We start from the raw sequence: 13,102 nt of genomic DNA, 5'->3' as shown, positions 1-13,102 counted from the left end.
GCTTTTTTGCGTTTACCACCCAACGCCCTTCTCCCTCTATTTCTTAGAATTAGCCAAAAATGATAAGGATGTGGAGAAGAAATGAATTTTGGAAAAATTTTAACCGCTATGGTTACTCCTTTTGACGCTTTCGGCGAAATTGACTGGAAAGCAACTGAAAACTTAATCAACTATCTAATTGCGAATGGAACAGATGGATTAGTAGTATCTGGTACAACTGGGGAATCCCCAACATTAACAGAACTAGAAAAAGTCCAACTATTTAAATTTACAGTGAATGTTGTGAATGGGCGAGTACCGGTTATTGCAGGTACAGGCTCTTACAACACAAGAGCTTCCATCCAGTTAACAAAAGAAGCGGAAAACGCTGGCGTGGATGGCATTATGCTTGTTACACCTTACTATAACAAGCCTTCACAAGAAGGCATGTATCAGCATTTCAAGGCGATTGCAGAGTCTACAACATTGCCGATTATCCTATATAACATTCCAGGGCGCAGTGTTGTCAATTTAGACGTGGATACAGTAGTACGTCTATCTGCGATCCATAATATCGTAGCGATCAAAGAAGCGAGCGGATGTCTCGATGATATGGCGGAAATCATAGAAAATACACCGGAAGACTTCTCTTTATATACCGGTGATGATGGATTGACATTACCTGTCTTGTCAATTGGCGGAACAGGCGTTATTTCTGTTGCTTCCCATATTATCGGAAACGAAATGCAAACAATGATCGAAAAATTCCAAAGCGGGAACTTATCCGGTGCAGCACAAGATCACCGTAGACTTTTGCCAATCATGAAAGTGCTATTTGCAACACCAAACCCGACGTCCGTCAAAGCCGCTTTGAATCTAAACGGAATTCCGGTTGGCGGTGTGCGCTTGCCGATGATTCCATTAAATGATCAAGAATTAGCTACTTTGCAAAATGTGTTAAAAACAGTGGAAAAAATAAAATTATAAGAAACGTCCAGGCACTAAACTGGAGAGAGTACAAGAAACGGGAACAGCTAATTTGTTCCTGTTTTATTTTTGGAAGAAAATCGCTCCCATTAAAATTTAAAGCCTGGAATCCATAAATGGATTCCAGGCTTTGCAATTCCGGTTAGCTTTTCTTCATTTTTAAAACGCCGTTCACTACATAGTTTGGTCTTTGATCATGGATGACAGCTTCGACATTTGACCAAATATTTTGATGGGCCCTGATAAATGTACTTCTTGTGATCCCTCCGATATGCGGAGAGAACAACACTTTATCCGCAACTTCGGGCGGCAGGTCAACTATCGGATTATCTTTTGTCGTAGGTTCAGGATACACGGTATCAAAACCTGCTCCACCAATATCGCCATTTATTAAAGCATCTCTCATCGCTTCGTTATCGATTATTTCACCACGTGCTGTATTTACGATTAAAGCCGTTTTTTTCATTTTATTTAGAAACTCGCGGTTAATCATATTCGTTGTTTCCTCTGTCACGGGTACATGAATACTGATAATATCGCAAGTCGCTGCCAAGTCCTCCAATTCCAGATAAGTGACATGTAATGCATTCTCTACTTCTTTCCGTTGACGGGTCCGACTATAATAGTAGAGCTCGCATTCAAAAGGATAAAGTCTCTTTGCTGTTGCTTGGGCAATATCCCCAAACCCGATCAATCCTATCTTGCAATCGGCCAATTCTACAATTCCTTCAACCATCGCTTTTTCTTTCGTTTCAATTTGATAGCCTTCACGAACTTTACGATCTCCCACTATAGCTTTTCTTAATAATCCAAGCATAAGCAGAATGGTTTGTTCAGCCACTGCCCCTGCATTCATTCCCTTGTTATTGCAAACATAGATTCCGCGCTCTTTGGCTGCCTGAATATCGATTGCGTTATAAGCAACTCCTTCTGAGTGAATGAGAAGCAGGTTCGGCAAATGTTCAATCAAATACTTGCTAACCGGAGCAATGGCATCCACCAGAAGAATCTGTGCATCCCCGCCCTTTTCAATCAACTCATCATCTGTTGTGCCGATTGGACAGAAAACTATCGTTGCCTGATTGGCACAATCAGTATTCGGCATATATTTTTTATAGCGTTCCTCATTCCCGATTACCAATACTTTCATTGTATCCTCCAGCTCTTAAGGTCAATATAAGTTCCTTGAATTTTCTCTTATTTCTATTTTATCTCTTCCTTTCTCTATTTTGTAGAAAAGATATCCTTTTTTTATTGTTTTTTCTTGTTTCCTGTTTTTATGTTTTATTCTTGGAATTTCGGGAAATGACAAGTAGCATAACAGAAAGAGGAGACAAAGGAATGGTGAGAAAAATCCTGGTTTCATGCAGCACGTTGTTTCTGCTCATTGCATGCAGTTCTGCCGAAGAACAAACGATGCATTCTCTAAGCAATGAACCCTCTTCGCAAGCCGGCAATGGTGAACAGGCAGAAGCATCATCAGCAAACATTCTGGACGTTGATACTTCGCTTAGCGATGCAGTTGCAATTTTTCGGGAAGTTCATCCTACAGCAAAAGTTCAATCAATTGATTTAAATACAAGCTATGAAAATTATGTCTATGAAGTTACCGGATTAGATGCCAACACTGAATATCGGGTCTTCATCGATGCAACTTCAAAAGAAGTGCTCAAAGAAAAAAAAGAATCGCAAGACAATGATGACACGATAGACTTTGCAGCCATTATTCAACCTGAAAAGGCCATGGAAGTAGCTTCAAAGGTAGAAGAAACAAGAGGGCTTATGCCGGAAAGCTGGACTTTGGAAGCCGAGGATGGCATCCATAGCTATACACTGACATATGAAAACGGCAATTCAGAGATAGAAGTAAAAGTTGATGCCGTGAAAGCAAAACCATTGAACTAGAAGTTGACGTTTGGCCAAATAGAAGGACAAGTCATCAAGAGCTTAACTTTCACTTGTCCTTTATTCACCCATAACTATTCCTCTTTAATGAATTTCACCACATCATATCCACATTCAGGGCAAACCATTAAATGCGGGCAAATTTCATCCTTTGCCGTGTTTGGATAGCCATCCCCCATTTTTACCGTTTCTTCATCATTATAATGGCCGTATGGATCCAAAAAATCAGAAACTTTTCCCGAATCCTCCAGCTGACTATTGCATTGCGGACATTGTGCTTCCAGTGTTTTTAGCGAATTGCATAACGGACATACTGCCATACTGATCACTCCCTTAACGCGAACGGTTAATACATATTTAAAAAAAGCTTGAGCATTCTAATTTCATCTTGATACTTTAGGAGGAAAATTAGTCATGAAAAGAAAAGAAATAGAAGAAAAATGGAATGGACAAGCAGCTTTAAACAATAATATTGGTTCTTCTACATTAAGCATGAATCAACAAATCGCCAAAGACCACGCTGCGCCAAAAGCAACTAAAACCAATGACGATAAAAAACATGAAAATAAATTCAGCTAGAGTATAAGCAACATGCCTTTTGGTATAGTTGCTTTTTCTTTTCCAGTTAAAACTGCCAATTTATGCTATATTTTTAATAGATGACAAAGAAATTGGGGTGGAACGATTGGATACATATAAAATAGCGGTGATTCCTGGAGACGGCATCGGAAAGGAAGTTGTGCCCGCAGCAATCGAAGTGTTGGACGAAGTGGCCAAGCTAGACGGCAGCTTCCAATTCCAATGGACTTATTTTCCGTGGGGCTGTGATTATTATTTGGAACATGGGGAAATGATGCCGGATAATGGCCTGGAAGTGTTAAAGCAATATGATCAAATCTTTTTGGGGGCTGTTGGCATGCCTGAACTCGTACCCGATCATATTTCACTATGGGGATTATTGATCAAGATTCGCCGTGGAATGAAGCAGTCCATCAACGTACGTCCGGCAAAATTATTGCAGGGATTGGAATCTCCATTAAAAAATCCACATGATTTTGATATCACGGTTGTTCGGGAAAATTCCGAAGGCGAATATTCGGATAGTGGCGGACGCATTCATAGCGGGAATGACGAAATAGCGATTCAAAATGCGATATTCACACGCAAAAGTACCGAACGCGCCATGCGTTATGCATTCGAATTAGCCCAAGATTCTCGAAAGCATGTTACAAGCGCCACCAAATCGAATGGGCTTACCTATTCCATGCCATTTTGGGATGAAGTATTTAATGCAGTGAAAACAGACTATCCTGAAATCGATACTTCCGTTACTCACATTGATGCATTGGCAGCTTTTTTTGTAATGAAACCCCAAGCATTTGATATTATTGTTGCCTCCAACTTATTTGGCGATATCCTGACAGATTTAGGTGGAGCGATCATGGGCAGTATCGGTATTGCGCCAGCCGCCAATCTGAATATTGAACGAGAGTACCCTTCCATGTTCGAACCGGTTCACGGCTCAGCACCTGACATTGCAGGAAAAGGCATAGCCAATCCGATTGGACAAATCTGGACCGGCAAAATGATGCTTGATTTCCTGGGTCATTCCGAAGCCGGTACCCGTGTATTAAATGCCATTGAAAAGGTTTTGGCATCCGGTGTGAAAACTCGTGACTTGGGTGGTTCGTCCTCACTTGAAGAAGTGAAGGCTGCCATTATCCAGTCTTTATAAAAAAAATAAAAATCCTCTTCGCAGAAATGTGATAGAGGATTTTCTCAATTATTCCCCAACTTGAAAATAAAGCGGGTAATGCGCTGCACACCCTTCATTAAACAGGTGATTACAATTTGGACATCTACTGGATTGCATGTATTCAGTAATTGTTAGTTCTGTTTGACAGTGCCCGCAGAGAATGGCCTTATTACCAAACTCCTCTTTTGCCCATTGTTCAATTTCATGATTGGCATCTTCTTCATGACAGCGATAGCAGGGATAATAACGATTGCAACATTTAAATTTAATGGCAATAATATCTTTTCTCGAATGATAATGCGTGCATCTTGTTTCACCATCGACGACTGATCCATAAACTTTCATGTTGACATCCCCCCCTGTCGATACAAATATCCCAAATCTGCCCGTCTATTTTGCATTTTCATCAGGCTGGTGAATCCCAATGATATTTCCTTCTGTATCAATAAAATATCCTTGCCATGCCATTCCTGGCAACGCATATTTCGGTAATGCAACTTTGCCTCCATACTCAAGGATTTTCTTTTCCGTTGCATCGAAATCTTCCACACCCATTGTACAAACAAATGCATTTACACATTGCCCCAATTCAGGCGATGCACTTTGCCTTTGCATTAACCCTCCGTTAATTCCTGGCTCGTTTGCATCTCCCGTAATAACACCAAAGTATGGCATACCCGCAAATTCACTATAATCTTCGAACGTCCAGCCGAATACTTCTCCATAAAATCCTTTTGCCCGCTCGATGTCATCTACATGGATTTCAAAATGCAATACTCTTCCCATAGTGGCCTCCTTAATTTTCATTTCTCACATATGTGTTCTGTAAAACAATTCTCGATGGATCTTCTTATTCCCTCTTCGCTAAAGACACTTGTACAAAATTATTATTACCTCAAACTAATTTCATGGTCAAAGTTTACTCACTCATACTTTTAAGAAAGTACTCTTATTTATTTCCTTTTGTGAATAAGCTGTATTAAGCCGATTTCTAAAAGAAAGGTAGGGAGAATGGTAAACACTCACGCTGCAAATATTTCCTTTCAAAATTTGAGCCAAAAGAATATGTCCTTTGAACGGGTTTTTCGAAATATTGAACAGTTTATGGAAAAGGATCCCGCCGGCAATTTTAAATTAATGTTCGGTACAGATTCGCAAGTATACAGCCGGGAGACGAAATTCATCACAGGAATTGTGATACAGCAGGAGCGAAAAGGGGTTTGGGCATGCTTCCGAAAAGTAGTCATCCCCAGAAAAATGACCAACCTTTATGAACGCATTTCTTATGAAACCACCCTAACCGAAGAAGTGGTTTCATTGTTCACCAACGAAAAGAAAGAACGGTTAATCGACATTGTCATCCCTTACCTTTATAAGGGGGCAAGCTTTTCGATAGAAGGCCATATTGATATCGGATCGGGCACCCGCAATAAAACAAGCATTTTTGTAAAAGAAATGATGGCGCGCATGGATACAATGGGTTTAAAACCAAAAATCAAGCCTGATTCTTTTGTGGCCAGCAGCTATGCGAACAAATACACAAAATAAAGGGATTGCATCATACGAATAGTCAATTTATTCACAATTGATAGGTAAATTATAACGTTTTTATTCAATTATGATAATATTGGGATGAAGTATAACTTTGGAGGAAATTTTATGTTACCTAACTTTAATGAAAACTTGAAAAAATACGCAAAGCTTTTAGTGGCAAAAGGCATTAATGTGCAGCCAGGCGATTGGGTAAAATTGACAATCTCGGTTGACCAAGCCCCTTTTGCGCGTTTAATTACAAAAGAAGCTTATGTCTTAGGTGCCGAGAAGGTCATCGTGAAATGGTCAGATGATGAAATTACTAAATACCACTATCTTCACCAGCCAACAAAAGTATTAACCGATATTCCTCAATATGAAATCGACGAATCCGAAGATCATATTTTAAATCATCGTGTCAGCCGATTAACGGTTTTATCCAGCGACCCTGGATTATTGGATGAGGTAGACGCAGGAAAAGTGGCGGCCTTCCAAAACGTTGCGGCTAAAGCCTTCCATGTGCAGCGAAAAGCAACCCAAAATGACGATTTAAAATGGACGGTTGCAGCTGCTGCAGGCGCTGGTTGGGCATCGAAAGTATTCGCGGATCTAGGTTCAGAGGAAGAACAGGTGGATGCACTATGGGATCAAATCTTCAAAACATGCCGTGTCTATGAAGAAGATCCAATCGCTGCTTGGGATGAGCACAAAAAAACATTAAACGAAAAAGCGGCGAAATTAAATGAGATGCAATTTGATGCCCTTCATTATTCAGCTCCTGGAACGGATTTAACATTAGGCTTGCCGAAAAATCACATTTGGGCATGCGCAGAAAGCTATAACCCAAAAGGGGAAGAATTCATTGCCAACATGCCAACGGAAGAAGTGTTTACTGCTCCTGATACACGCCGCATGGATGGTGTAGTCCGCAGTACAAAACCGCTTAGTTATGCAGGTACCTTGATTGAGGGAATCGTAGTGCATTTCAAAGACGGGAAAATCACCGATATTTCTGCCGAAAAAGGTGATGAAGCAATTAAAAAATTAGTCTTTGATAATGATGGTGGCACAGGATTGGGTGAAGTCGCCCTCGTTCCGGACCCTTCCCCTATTTCACAATCAGGCATCACGTTCTTCAATACTTTATTTGACGAAAATGCATCCAATCACTTGGCAATCGGCTCGGCATACCCTACAACGATTCAAGGGGGTACCAAAATGAGCCCGGAGGAATTGCAAGCTCATGGAATGAATACTTCAACCGTGCATGTGGATTTCATGATTGGTTCTGCTGAAATGAATATCGACGGCATCAAACAAGATGGCACAGTGGTCCCTATTTTCCGCAATGGAGACTGGGCATTTTAATAAATAGATAAAAAAGAAATGTACAATTCAGTCGAGTTGTACATTTTTTCGTTTGCTATTATAAGAGATTATTAAAATATTTCCCGAGAAATGTTTTTATTTGGTGGGATTTATCGAAATAAGATGCGTCCCATACACGCAACTTTCTTTATCATAATTTTCCCATTGAAATCCTGCCGAAATTGCTCCAGCTTTGCTGCTCCTTTAGCACCATATGAACTAACAGTTAGCGCACAATGAAATTTGCAGCCCAAAATTAGAGGAATCTCTCGTGTTTTTCAAGAATATTCTAGGTATGGACGAAATACAACGTCAAGGCAATTCGGTCTATATGCGTTGCTTATGAAGACCAATATCACAATGAAGCAGGCTTGGATCATATGGCATTGAGAACAACATCACCTCAGGCATTGGAACATCGTGTTGTTGCGGTAATCCTGTATGGTCGGATGTACTTGATAAAAATTCATAAAATTAGACCGGTAAATTTAAATGATAAATCACTATTTACGGGCTTTGCGAACTATTAGGACAATGAGTGGAGAAAATTTAAGTGAGGTTGATTTTTGCCCAAGTTTTACAAGGAGGGATTGTTTTGCAAATCGGGTCAAAATATATAGAAATCAATGGAATTAATACACATTACCACGAAGAAGGCACTGGCCATGAAAAAATCATTCTAATACACGGATCCGGTCCAGGAGTTTCGGCTTTTGCGAACTGGCGCCTGGTGATTCCACGTTTAAGTGAATCATATCAAGTTTTTGCACCAGATATTATCGGCTTCGGCGAAACAGATAAATTATCCAATCATGATTATAATATTGAATTATGGGTCGAACATTTAATTGGATTTATAGAAGCAGTTTCCGATGAGCCGGTTTACCTGGTGGGCAATTCATTTGGCGGAGCGCTATCTCTTCACATTGCCTATCGCAGACCGGACTTAGTAAAAAAATTAATCTTGATGGGCAGCGTTGGCACGAAACACCCAATTTCCGAAGGTCTGGATCGAGTATGGGGCTATGAGCCAAGTCTTGATTCCATGAGAGAATTGATAAAGTTATTCTCCTACAATCAAGAAGCCGCAAATAATGAGGAACTGGTTCGAATGCGCTATGAAGCAAGTACTCGACCAGATGTAAAAGAAGCTTTTTCTGCAATGTTCCCGGCTCCGCGCCAAGAGAAATTAGATGAAATGGCATTGGAAGATGAACAAATCCAAACAATCGAGACTAAAACTTTAATCTTCCACGGCTTAAATGATCAAGTAATTCCCATTGAAGATACAAGCTATCGATTAATTCAATTATTGCCGCATGCAGAATTGCATGTATTTAATGAATGCGGGCATTGGACGCAAATTGAAAAAACAGAACCTTTCATTGATAATATTTTAACTTTTATAAAAAACTAATAGTGTTACTAGAATGAAAAAAAATGCATATTAATAACCTTCAATATTTAAAGCCCGATTTCTTGTGGATTCTAGCAAAATTGGGCTTTAATTTCACCGATTCCTCTCTCCCCTTAAGAAAACTCTCTTTCAAAAAAATGTAAAGTTAAAAATTTACTGATTTTTGTCTCTTTTTAAGTATCTTGAAATAATTTCATGTTTCCTAATCATCTTATCCGTGGTAAACTATTGTTTAATTAAGTGTCCACTTGGGCGATACAAATGTACACTATACTAATATATTTAACTTACTTCGGAGGCATAACATGAAAAACATCGTACATAAGTGGAGCCAAATTAGTTTAGTAAAACGAATTTTGCTTGGAATTATTTTGGGTATTCTCTTGGCTGTGACAGTACCCGATGCAGCTAGCTGGGTTTCTATTCTTGGTTCTTTATTTGTCGGCGCTTTAAAAGCTGTCGCTCCAATTTTAGTTCTGGTTCTAGTAATGCATGCCATCTCCAGTCACCAGAGCGGCAAAAAAACCAATATGAAATCGATTCTTGTCCTTTATGCGATTGGAACGACTTTAGCGGGAATCGTTGGCGTGGCAGCAAGCTTTTTATTCCCCGTCACTTTAACATTTGCATCAAACCCTGAAGATATCGCTCCTCCAGAGGGCATATTGGAAGTACTGAATACTCTTTTATTCAACCTTGTTGATAATCCGGTTAATGCAATATTGAACGCGAATTACCTCGGAATTTTAATGTGGGCAATTTTATTGGGCTTTGCATTAAAAAAAGCATCCGATTCTACCAAAACAACGATTGCCAATTTTTCAGAAGCAATCACAAAAATCGTAAAATGGGTTATAGAATTAGCTCCTTTTGGTATTTTGGGTCTTGTGTTCGACGCGATCGCAACAAATGGTTTTTCCGCAATGAAAGAATATGTCCAACTGCTGGTATTGCTTTTAGGCAGCATTTTCTTTGTGGCGCTGGTAATCAATCCGCTGATTACATTTATTTATATTCGCAAAAATCCATATCCACTTGTACTAAGAACAATAAGAGAAAGTGGATTAACTGCCTTCTTTACCCGCAGTTCGGCAGCCAATATTCCAGTGAATATGGCTTTATGCGAAAAGTTAGGTTTGGATGAAGACACTTATTCTGTTTCCATTCCATTAGGTGCAACCATTAATATGGCCGGTGCAGCGGTAACAATTTCTGTCTTAACGCTGGCAACCGTTCATACGCTTAATATAGAAGTAGATTTTTGGACGGCCATCATTTTGGTAATCGTTTCTGCAGTATCCGCTGCGGGTGCTTCAGGTGTGGCTGGCGGGTCTCTATTGCTCATTCCGCTAGCTTGTAGCTTATTTGGTATTCCGAATGATATTGCAGTGCAAGTCATAGGAATCGGGTTCATCATCGGCGTGTTGCAAGACTCTTGCGAGACGGCGTTAAACTCCTCTTCCGATGTCTTGTTCACTGCAACGGCTGAATTGGCGAAAAATCGCAAAATGGGATAATGGCCATTAAAAGACAAGAGACTAAACCCAACCCGGTTCAGTCTCTTGTTTTATTTTAGTTTTCGCGATAACGAATCGTTAACCCTTTTATGAAATTTCTCGTAAAATTGTCGCCGCATTCTTTAAAATTGCGGTGATTGGCTTTACGCAAAATCGCTCCGATTTCCCCTTTAGACACATTTAATCCAGCATCATAGAAAATATCGATCATATCTTCTGTTGTTAAACTTAAAGCTATCTTCACTCTTTTTATAAATAAATTATTCGGTGGATCTTTTCTTTCAGCAACTTCCGGTGTTTTCTCCTGCCCTGGCTTTTGCTCTTTCTTGCCGCGCTTAAAAGTGATAAACCCATTCAGAAATGCCTCAAGCATTTCATAATCACATGGCATAAAATCCTCGGTTGGCGTTAAGTCATACTCGCCATCTTCTGTTTTCTTTGGTTTAGTAAGGATTTTAAGTACGTCTTCTTTTGTAAAATCCATACCGCCCAGCCGAAAAATTTCAACCATCTCCGTATTTTTAAGATCCAGTGCGTATCGTAATCGAATTAGTAAATCGTTATTTGTCATGCGTATCTCCTTTAGTCTTTTTGCTGCCTGAAATTTTTAATTTCAAAATTAACTAGATTAAATTAATCATGCGTTCATTATACATTATCGCTTAACTTTCATGAAATTCATACTTGCTGAATCGCTAAAGAACTCGCCATTACTTCGATTTTCTATAATTTTTTATATTGATAAATATTTCATTGACTAAATAAAAAACGGATTTACAATCAATAATATAGTTTCAATTTTGCTATAATAACAATACTTTAATTAGATGGAGGTCTTTTTCTTGAAACTGACTCAAAAGGAACGGGAAATTGTTGAAATTTTGGAGATGAACGCCCGTATAGCTGCCGAAGATGTAGCAAAAATGGTAGGGTTAAGCTTGGAAGAAACACAACAAGCCATTCAAAAGCTTGAAGATAATAAAGTAATCATTCGATATATTTCTCTCGTGGATTGGACAAAGGTTGAAGAGCATCCTGGTGTACGGGCGATGATTGATGTAAAGGTAGCGCCGAAGCGAGGCGTTGGCTTCGATGAAATCGCCGAAAGAATATACCGCTTTGATGAAGTGAATTCCGTTTACCTGATGTCGGGTACTTATGATTTATCGGTTATTGTAGAAGGAAAGTCAATGAATGAAGTTGCAAACTTTGTATCGAAAAAGCTTTCAACACTTGATTCTGTTCTCTCTACAACAACTCATTTCATCTTGAAAAAGTATAAACATGACGGAATCATTTTCGAACCTGAAAATAAAGACAAAAGAATTGTGGTGTCACCTTAATGGAATCAACAAAAAGCAAGTATGTATCAACGTTAGTACATGAATTAAAACCATCGGGAATTCGCCGCTTCTTTGATATGGCGGCAGGGATGGAAGGAGTAATCTCACTCGGTGTAGGAGAACCTGATTTTGTTACACCTTGGCATATCCGGGAAGCAGCCATTGCTTCTTTGGAAGAAGGTTATACTTCCTATACTCCAAACGCAGGAATAATGGAATTGCGTAAAGAAATTTCCTATTATATGAACAATCAATTCGGGGTAGCCTATGATCCCGCTCAAGAAATCATCGTTACGGTTGGAGCAAGTTCCGCCATCGACATTGCAATGAGAACCATCCTGGATCCGGGCGATGAAGTGATTGTTGTGGAACCATGCTTCGTTTCCTATATTCCAATGGTTGAATTGGCTGGCGGTGTTGCGGTTCAAGTGCAAGCAGAAAAAGAAAACGATTTTAAGGTCCTTCCTGATCAGATTGAAGCAGTCGTCACGGAAAAAACAAAAGCAATCATGCTGTGCTCACCAAACAATCCAACAGGGACGATGTTGAATAAAAGTGAATTGGAAGGGATCGCTCATATCGCAAAAAAATACGATTTGCTAATCGTTGCCGATGAAATTTATGCAGAGCTCTCATACGATGAAGAGTATACAAGCATGGCTGCCATCGAAGGAATGCGAGAAAGAACGATTCTGGTTAACGGCTTCTCCAAAGGATTTGCCATGACTGGCTGGCGCTTAGGGTATGTTTGCTCTCCAGCAGAAATTTCGTCTGCCATGTTAAAGGTTCACCAGTATGGCTTAATGTGCGCTTCCACAATGTCTCAGTATGCGGCGGTCGAAGCTCTGAAAAATGGACGTCCGGATGTCGAGGAAATGGTAAAAAGCTATCGCCGCCGACGCAATTATATTGTCCAATCTTTCAATGAAATGGGATTGGATTGCCATATTCCCGGCGGTGCCTTCTATGCCTTCCCTTCGATTCAATCGACCGGCTTAACTTCTCAGGAGTTCGCCGAGCAGCTTTTGATGAAAGAAGGAGTTGCCGTAGTACCAGGAGATGTGTTTGGCGAGAGCGGCGAAGGCCATATCCGCTGTTCCTATGCAACATCCTTGGAGCAACTGCAAGAAGCGGTCAAAAGAATCAAACGTTTTATCGATCATTTATAAACGAAAGCGCCCTGCCTATCCAACGGATACAGATGTTTTGCGTATCGGGCTGGCGGCTTTCGGTGAAAGTATAATAAAAGAGTCATTTCCTTTTGGAAGTGGCTCTTTTTATTCTTAAAACTCCATCC

The 13,102-nt window shown here is 39.9% G+C and carries 16 protein-coding genes; 11 read left to right on the top strand and 5 right to left on the bottom strand.

Annotated elements, in window-relative coordinates; translation table 11 throughout:
* The first annotated feature begins 81 nt into the window (after nucleotides 1-81).
* Complete coding sequence (dapA, locus tag D1B33_RS13645) at nucleotides 82-966, top strand: 4-hydroxy-tetrahydrodipicolinate synthase (RefSeq protein ID WP_118876956.1); 885 nt, start codon at nucleotides 82-84, stop codon at nucleotides 964-966.
* Between the two features lie 142 nt (nucleotides 967-1,108).
* Here dapA and D1B33_RS13640 read toward each other — a convergent pair whose 3' ends face one another.
* The gene (locus D1B33_RS13640) at nucleotides 1,109-2,116 is read right to left on the bottom strand and encodes a 2-hydroxyacid dehydrogenase (protein WP_118876955.1); all 1,008 of its coding nucleotides are present in this window, start codon (nucleotides 2,114-2,116) and stop codon (nucleotides 1,109-1,111) included.
* Between the two features lie 191 nt (nucleotides 2,117-2,307).
* On the opposite strand from D1B33_RS13640, the gene D1B33_RS13635 reads away from it, so the two are divergent.
* Nucleotides 2,308-2,871 carry a PepSY domain-containing protein gene (locus D1B33_RS13635; RefSeq protein ID WP_158582981.1) on the top strand — a complete coding sequence of 188 codons (564 nt, stop codon included), beginning with the start codon at nucleotides 2,308-2,310 and terminating at the stop codon, nucleotides 2,869-2,871.
* Nucleotides 2,872-2,945: 74 nt separating this feature from the next.
* Here the strand turns inward: D1B33_RS13635 and D1B33_RS13630 are convergent, their stop codons facing one another.
* Nucleotides 2,946-3,191, bottom strand: coding sequence for a hypothetical protein (locus D1B33_RS13630; protein WP_118876953.1), 246 nt, complete (start codon nucleotides 3,189-3,191; stop codon nucleotides 2,946-2,948).
* Nucleotides 3,192-3,285: 94 nt separating this feature from the next.
* Here D1B33_RS13630 and D1B33_RS18485 point away from each other — a divergent pair, with 94 nt between their 5' ends.
* Together D1B33_RS18485 and D1B33_RS13625 are read left to right on the top strand one after the other, a co-directional pair.
* Complete coding sequence (locus tag D1B33_RS18485; RefSeq protein ID WP_158582980.1) at nucleotides 3,286-3,450, top strand: hypothetical protein; 165 nt, start codon at nucleotides 3,286-3,288, stop codon at nucleotides 3,448-3,450.
* Between the two features lie 106 nt (nucleotides 3,451-3,556).
* The gene (locus tag D1B33_RS13625) at nucleotides 3,557-4,606 is read left to right on the top strand and encodes a tartrate dehydrogenase (RefSeq protein WP_118877061.1); all 1,050 of its coding nucleotides are present in this window, start codon (nucleotides 3,557-3,559) and stop codon (nucleotides 4,604-4,606) included.
* A 48-nt stretch (nucleotides 4,607-4,654) separates the two neighbouring features.
* Here D1B33_RS13625 and D1B33_RS13620 read toward each other — a convergent pair whose 3' ends face one another.
* Together D1B33_RS13620 and D1B33_RS13615 are read right to left on the bottom strand one after the other, a co-directional pair.
* On the bottom strand, nucleotides 4,655-4,972 hold the full coding sequence (locus tag D1B33_RS13620) for a CHY zinc finger protein (protein ID WP_118876952.1): 318 nt from the start codon (nucleotides 4,970-4,972) through the stop codon (nucleotides 4,655-4,657).
* 45 nt (nucleotides 4,973-5,017) lie between these two features.
* Nucleotides 5,018-5,413: a VOC family protein gene (locus D1B33_RS13615; protein WP_118876951.1), complete on the bottom strand. Its 396-nt coding sequence runs from the start codon at nucleotides 5,411-5,413 to the stop codon at nucleotides 5,018-5,020.
* Nucleotides 5,414-5,638: 225 nt separating this feature from the next.
* Here D1B33_RS13615 and D1B33_RS13610 point away from each other — a divergent pair, with 225 nt between their 5' ends.
* From D1B33_RS13610 to sstT, 5 genes are all read left to right on the top strand, one after another.
* Nucleotides 5,639-6,175, top strand: coding sequence for a ribonuclease H-like YkuK family protein (locus D1B33_RS13610; protein WP_118876950.1), 537 nt, complete (start codon nucleotides 5,639-5,641; stop codon nucleotides 6,173-6,175).
* 111 nt (nucleotides 6,176-6,286) lie between these two features.
* Entirely contained in the window at nucleotides 6,287-7,528 is a 1,242-nt protein-coding gene (locus tag D1B33_RS13605) for an aminopeptidase (RefSeq protein WP_118876949.1), read from the top strand.
* A gap of 380 nt (nucleotides 7,529-7,908) precedes the next feature.
* On the top strand, nucleotides 7,909-8,058 hold the full coding sequence (locus tag D1B33_RS18830; protein ID WP_325049477.1) for a hypothetical protein: 150 nt from the start codon (nucleotides 7,909-7,911) through the stop codon (nucleotides 8,056-8,058).
* Nucleotides 8,059-8,123: 65 nt separating this feature from the next.
* The gene (locus tag D1B33_RS13595; protein ID WP_118877060.1) at nucleotides 8,124-8,945 is read left to right on the top strand and encodes an alpha/beta fold hydrolase; all 822 of its coding nucleotides are present in this window, start codon (nucleotides 8,124-8,126) and stop codon (nucleotides 8,943-8,945) included.
* Between the two features lie 305 nt (nucleotides 8,946-9,250).
* Nucleotides 9,251-10,462, top strand: coding sequence for a serine/threonine transporter SstT (gene sstT / locus D1B33_RS13590; RefSeq protein WP_118876948.1), 1,212 nt, complete (start codon nucleotides 9,251-9,253; stop codon nucleotides 10,460-10,462).
* Nucleotides 10,463-10,517: 55 nt separating this feature from the next.
* Here sstT and D1B33_RS13585 read toward each other — a convergent pair whose 3' ends face one another.
* On the bottom strand, nucleotides 10,518-11,033 hold the full coding sequence (locus D1B33_RS13585) for a YehS family protein (RefSeq protein WP_118876947.1): 516 nt from the start codon (nucleotides 11,031-11,033) through the stop codon (nucleotides 10,518-10,520).
* 271 nt (nucleotides 11,034-11,304) lie between these two features.
* Between D1B33_RS13585 and D1B33_RS13580 the strand changes: the two genes are divergently transcribed.
* Both D1B33_RS13580 and D1B33_RS13575 read left to right on the top strand, forming a co-directional pair.
* A complete protein-coding gene (locus D1B33_RS13580) occupies nucleotides 11,305-11,805 on the top strand; it encodes an Lrp/AsnC family transcriptional regulator (RefSeq protein WP_118876946.1) in 501 nt (166 codons plus the stop codon).
* Nucleotides 11,805-12,974, top strand: coding sequence for an aminotransferase (locus D1B33_RS13575; RefSeq protein ID WP_118876945.1), 1,170 nt, complete (start codon nucleotides 11,805-11,807; stop codon nucleotides 12,972-12,974). The genes D1B33_RS13580 and D1B33_RS13575 overlap by 1 nt, the downstream gene beginning before the upstream one ends.
* The last annotated feature ends 128 nt before the right edge of the window (nucleotides 12,975-13,102 follow it).

The organism is Ureibacillus yapensis, assembly GCF_003515775.1.
GTDB classification, from domain to species: Bacteria; Bacillota; Bacilli; order Bacillales_A; family Planococcaceae; genus Ureibacillus; species Ureibacillus yapensis.
Note: the sequence above shows the minus strand (reverse complement) of the source record. Positions and strands in the feature narration are given on the sequence as shown.

Excerpts from the sequence above, each read along its gene's own strand:
- D1B33_RS18830 (WP_325049477.1), top strand. The coding sequence starts at position 7,909 with ATGGCATTGAGAACAACATCACCTCAGGCATTGGAACATCGTGTTGTT.
- D1B33_RS13575 (WP_118876945.1), top strand. The coding sequence starts at position 11,805 with ATGGAATCAACAAAAAGCAAGTATGTATCAACGTTAGTACATGAATTA.
- dapA (WP_118876956.1), top strand. The coding sequence starts at position 82 with ATGAATTTTGGAAAAATTTTAACCGCTATGGTTACTCCTTTTGACGCT.
- D1B33_RS13615 (WP_118876951.1), bottom strand. The coding sequence starts at position 5,413 with ATGGGAAGAGTATTGCATTTTGAAATCCATGTAGATGACATCGAGCGG.
- D1B33_RS13630 (WP_118876953.1), bottom strand. The coding sequence starts at position 3,191 with ATGGCAGTATGTCCGTTATGCAATTCGCTAAAAACACTGGAAGCACAA.
- D1B33_RS18485 (WP_158582980.1), top strand. The coding sequence starts at position 3,286 with ATGAAAAGAAAAGAAATAGAAGAAAAATGGAATGGACAAGCAGCTTTA.
- D1B33_RS13640 (WP_118876955.1), bottom strand. The coding sequence starts at position 2,116 with ATGAAAGTATTGGTAATCGGGAATGAGGAACGCTATAAAAAATATATG.
- D1B33_RS13635 (WP_158582981.1), top strand. The coding sequence starts at position 2,308 with ATGGTGAGAAAAATCCTGGTTTCATGCAGCACGTTGTTTCTGCTCATT.
- D1B33_RS13585 (WP_118876947.1), bottom strand. The coding sequence starts at position 11,033 with ATGACAAATAACGATTTACTAATTCGATTACGATACGCACTGGATCTT.
- sstT (WP_118876948.1), top strand. The coding sequence starts at position 9,251 with ATGAAAAACATCGTACATAAGTGGAGCCAAATTAGTTTAGTAAAACGA.
- D1B33_RS13620 (WP_118876952.1), bottom strand. The coding sequence starts at position 4,972 with ATGAAAGTTTATGGATCAGTCGTCGATGGTGAAACAAGATGCACGCAT.
- D1B33_RS13605 (WP_118876949.1), top strand. The coding sequence starts at position 6,287 with ATGTTACCTAACTTTAATGAAAACTTGAAAAAATACGCAAAGCTTTTA.
- D1B33_RS13610 (WP_118876950.1), top strand. The coding sequence starts at position 5,639 with ATGGTAAACACTCACGCTGCAAATATTTCCTTTCAAAATTTGAGCCAA.